We start from the raw sequence: 3,112 nt of genomic DNA, 5'->3' as shown, positions 1-3,112 counted from the left end.
AACTGGGGCGGCAGCGCCTATCCCTGGCTGTCGCGCGAAATCCTCGGGCTGCTCGCCAGTTCGGCGGTTATCTGGGGCGCTTTTGCGCTGCGGCTCATGCGCGCCGACGAGCCGCTGATCTCGCTCGAGGTGCTCAGCAACCCGATCGTGCTGGCCGGCACCCTGTCCTTGTTCCTGCTGCAGGCCGCCAATATCGGCCTGGCGGTCTATCTGCCGGTCTACCTGCAGTCGATCGTCGGGCTTTCGGCCAGCGAATCGGGCGTTGCGCTGCTCGGGCTGATGCTCGGCACCGTCGCCGGCGCCACCTTCAGCGGCCGCACCATCCCGCGCTTCTTCCACTACAAGCGCATCGCCATGTTCGGTATCACCTTCGCGATCCTGTGCATCGGCGTGCTCAGCGCCATTGCGGGCCAAGCTTCGCTGCTCGAAGTCGAGATCCTGACGACCTTGATCGGCATCGGCACTGGAACGACTTTTCCGGTCAGCACGGTTTCGGTCCAGAACGCGGTCGACCGCGCGCATCTCGGCGTCGCGACCGGGGTGCTGACGTTCCTGCGTTCGCTAGGCGGCGCGCTCGGCGTCGCAATGCTCGGCGCCGTTGCGCTCGGCTACGGCTTGCCTTTAGCCGCCGAGGGCTCGCTCACCCGCATCGAGGTCACCTCGGTGACGCCGTTCGTGATGATCTTCCTTACCGCCGGCATCACGCTTGTCCTGGCGCTCCTCGCGTTGGCGTTGATGCCGGAAAAGCCGTTACGCGGGCCAGGCTGAGCATTCGGCGCCGGTGCTCTCGGAGTAGCCGCGCGGCCTTTTTGAGCCAAGCTGCCAGAGCAATTCAGCGACCGGCAGAGCGCTGAGGTGCTCTGCCATTTGTTTCACTCGTGGACGCCGAGCTTCTTCTGGAGGCTGGTCGACGAGGTCGTGTACTGGAAAACAATGCGCTCGCCGGGGCTGATGATGCGCTTGGCCGCCTGCGCCATCAGAGCGACCTCGTGGAAGCCCGACAGGATCAGCTTCAACTTGCCCGGATACCAGTTGATGTCGCCGACGGCGAAGATACCGGGGACCGACGTCTGGAATTTCTCGGTGTCGACCGGGATAAGGTTCTCATGCAGGTTCAGCCCCCATTCGGCGATCGGCCCGAGCTTCATGGTGAGACCGAAGAACGGCAGCATGCGGGTGCAGGGCACCTCGATATCGCCATCCGGGCCGCCCTTGATGGTCGCGGATGAAAGCCGGCCATCGGCGCCCGCAAGGCCGCTCACCTGACCGACAAGGAATCGCAGCTGCTTCATCTCCTGCATGGCATACATCTTGTTGACGCTGTCGGGCGCTGCCCGGAACTCCGGGCGCCGGTGGACGAGCGTCACGCTCTTCGCGACCGGCTGCAGGTTGAGCGTCCAGTCGAGCGCCGAGTCGCCGCCGCCGACGATGACGAGGTCATGGCCGCGGAAATCCTCCATGCGCCGGACGGAGTAGAAGACGCTCTTTCCCTCATAATCCTCGACACCAGGGATGGGCGGGCGCTTGGGTTGGAACGAACCGCCGCCTGCGGCAATCACCACCACCTTGGCCTCGAACACCTCGTTTTCATCCGTGGTGACGCGGAAGCTGCCGTCCTCGAGCTTTTTGAGGCTCGAGACCATCCGGTTGAAGGTGAACCCCGGCTTGAACGGATGTATCTGTTCCATGAGCTTGTCGACCAGCCCCTGCGCCGTGATGATCGGCCAGCCGGGAATGTCGTAGATCGGCTTTTCCGGGTAGAGCTCGGCGCATTGCCCCCCGGGACGGTCGAGAATGTCGATCAGATGGCACTTCATGTCGAACAGGCCGAGCTCGAACACGGCGAACAGACCGATCGGCCCCGCCCCGACAATGAGTACGTCCGTCTTGATCGTGTCCGTCATCAGCTCCGCCCCATTTTGGGAATGGTGGGGACAGTGCATGAGCTATGGCCTGCTGCCAAGCGGCCACGGGCAAAATTGGAAAATGGAGAGTTGGCTCAGCCCTGGCGCTCGGGCACGCGCACGACAAGCCCGTCGAGCGCGTCGCGCACCTTGATCTGGCAGGACAGGCGCGAGTTCGGCTGGACGTCATAGGCGAAGTCCAGCATGTCCTCTTCCATCGCCTCGGGCTCCCCGACCTCCGCGATCCAGGCCTCGTCGACATAAACATGGCAGGTCGCGCAGGCGCAGGCGCCGCCGCATTCGGCCTCGATGCCGGGCACCGCGTTGCGGATCGCGTTTTCCATGACGGTCGAGCCGTTCTCGGCTTCCACGTCGAATCGAGTGCCGTCATTGGCGATGAAAGTCAGCTTGGTCATTTGTCACCTGAAGGAGTCGCAGCCGAGATAATCACTCCGCCGCACAAGTCAACTGCGGCAGGAAAACGCCACCAAATGACGTTTTTCGGAAGATGGCTGTTCGCCGACGCGTCGCCCGAATCCTCCCGGCGCGATGCTTCAGCGGCTGATGGCGGCGATGAAATCCCGCACTTCGTCGATCAGCATGCCGAGCTTCTTCAGGGTGCGGGTGTCCTCGGGCTGCTTTTCGATGGCTGCGGCGCATTCGGCGACGGCAAAGGCACCGATGCCGCGCGCCGAGCCTTTCAGGCTGTGAGCTAGGAGCACACGTTCCCTGGCATCGGCGTCGAGGATCTTGTCACGCACCGAAAGCGCCTGCTGCACGAACAGCGCCAGCACTTCCTGTTCGAGCGCGCGATCGTCCATCGTCTGCCGCGCCAAATGGGCCAAATCCACAGGTCGCGACCCTGCCGTTCCCGACACGTCTCCGCCGGGCATGGAAAACGCGATTCCACTTTCGCCACGCATACGCACTGCAACTCCTAAAAAGGCGGCTGGCGCCCAAAAAAATAGGCGATCCGCGTCGCCATCGGGTTAACGGCTACCGGGGAAAAATGTTGTCACAGAGGCAGCCAAATCACGCTTGCGTTAACCTTATATTTAAAGTTTTACGTATCGCCCGGAATGCATGTTTTCTTTACCCCTGTGTGTCATTACGATACGAACGTCCATTTTCAGCCTCCTGTCTGGGACCAGACAAGCCAGAATCAGGCCAAAATCATAAGTCCCGCGGCAGCTAGTACAGGGTAGCGA

Annotated in this window: 3 protein-coding genes and 1 pseudogene; 1 reads left to right on the top strand and 3 read right to left on the bottom strand. The window is 62.4% G+C overall.

All coding sequences use genetic code 11. The features are described from left to right. A pseudogene (locus EOA29_RS30560) lies at positions 1-796 on the top strand (MFS transporter); the annotation flags it as partial. A gap of 76 nt (positions 797-872) precedes the next feature. Here EOA29_RS30560 and EOA29_RS30555 read toward each other — a convergent pair. The 3 genes from EOA29_RS30555 to EOA29_RS30545 form a co-directional block, all read right to left on the bottom strand. Further along, complete coding sequence (locus tag EOA29_RS30555) at positions 873-1,904, bottom strand: NAD(P)/FAD-dependent oxidoreductase (protein WP_126093770.1); 1,032 nt, start codon at positions 1,902-1,904, stop codon at positions 873-875. Positions 1,905-1,999: 95 nt separating this feature from the next. After that, positions 2,000-2,320: a 2Fe-2S iron-sulfur cluster-binding protein gene (locus tag EOA29_RS30550; RefSeq protein WP_126093769.1), complete on the bottom strand. Its 321-nt coding sequence runs from the start codon at positions 2,318-2,320 to the stop codon at positions 2,000-2,002. Positions 2,321-2,458: 138 nt separating this feature from the next. Beyond that, on the bottom strand, positions 2,459-2,827 hold the full coding sequence (locus EOA29_RS30545; RefSeq protein ID WP_126093768.1) for an Hpt domain-containing protein: 369 nt from the start codon (positions 2,825-2,827) through the stop codon (positions 2,459-2,461). Positions 2,828-3,112 lie beyond the last annotated feature (285 nt).

The sequence above is a fragment of the Mesorhizobium sp. M1E.F.Ca.ET.063.01.1.1 genome (assembly GCF_003998155.1).
Taxonomy (GTDB): domain Bacteria; phylum Pseudomonadota; class Alphaproteobacteria; order Rhizobiales; family Rhizobiaceae; genus Mesorhizobium.
This window is presented reverse-complemented; position numbering and strand designations above follow the sequence as displayed.

What these genes read in the sequence shown, in the direction of transcription:
- EOA29_RS30555 (WP_126093770.1), bottom strand. Translation starts at nt 1,904, where the DNA reads ATGACGGACACGATCAAGACGGACGTACTCATTGTCGGGGCGGGGCCG.
- EOA29_RS30545 (WP_126093768.1), bottom strand. Translation starts at nt 2,827, where the DNA reads ATGCGTGGCGAAAGTGGAATCGCGTTTTCCATGCCCGGCGGAGACGTG.
- EOA29_RS30550 (WP_126093769.1), bottom strand. Translation starts at nt 2,320, where the DNA reads ATGACCAAGCTGACTTTCATCGCCAATGACGGCACTCGATTCGACGTG.